Source organism: Psychrobacter sp. W2-37-MNA-CIBAN-0211 (genome assembly GCF_040309405.1).
Taxonomy (GTDB): Bacteria; Pseudomonadota; Gammaproteobacteria; order Pseudomonadales; family Moraxellaceae; genus Psychrobacter; species Psychrobacter glaciei.
The window spans coordinates 1-274 of record NZ_JBEOOU010000186.1; the positions used below are offsets into that span (position 1 = coordinate 1).

At 39.8% G+C, this 274-nt stretch carries 1 protein-coding gene; it reads left to right on the forward strand.

Annotated features, from left to right (window positions below; all coding sequences use genetic code 11):
• Nucleotides 1-46: 46 nt before the first annotated feature.
• Nucleotides 47-274: MerR family transcriptional regulator (locus AAEY72_RS14835; protein WP_352311309.1), on the forward strand; the 228-nt coding region annotated here is incomplete at its 3' end.

Below are 274 nucleotides of genomic sequence, written 5' to 3' on the forward strand. Positions count from 1 at the left end.
GTATAAAGTCTATACTTGGTATAGAGTCAACGGTTAGGAGTAAAAAATGAAAATTGGTGATGTCGCAAAGACGACAGGTTGTAGTATTCAGACCATTCGTTTTTATGAAAAGAAAGGGCTATTGCCTGAGCTCAAGCGCTCAAGTGGAAATTATCGTGTCTACGACAAGGGGACTATTGAACAACTCCTATTTATTAAACAGTGTCGTTCATTGGATATGTCTATCATGGAAGTAAAAACGCTCATGGACAGTCGTTCGAAGCCAGATCAGAGC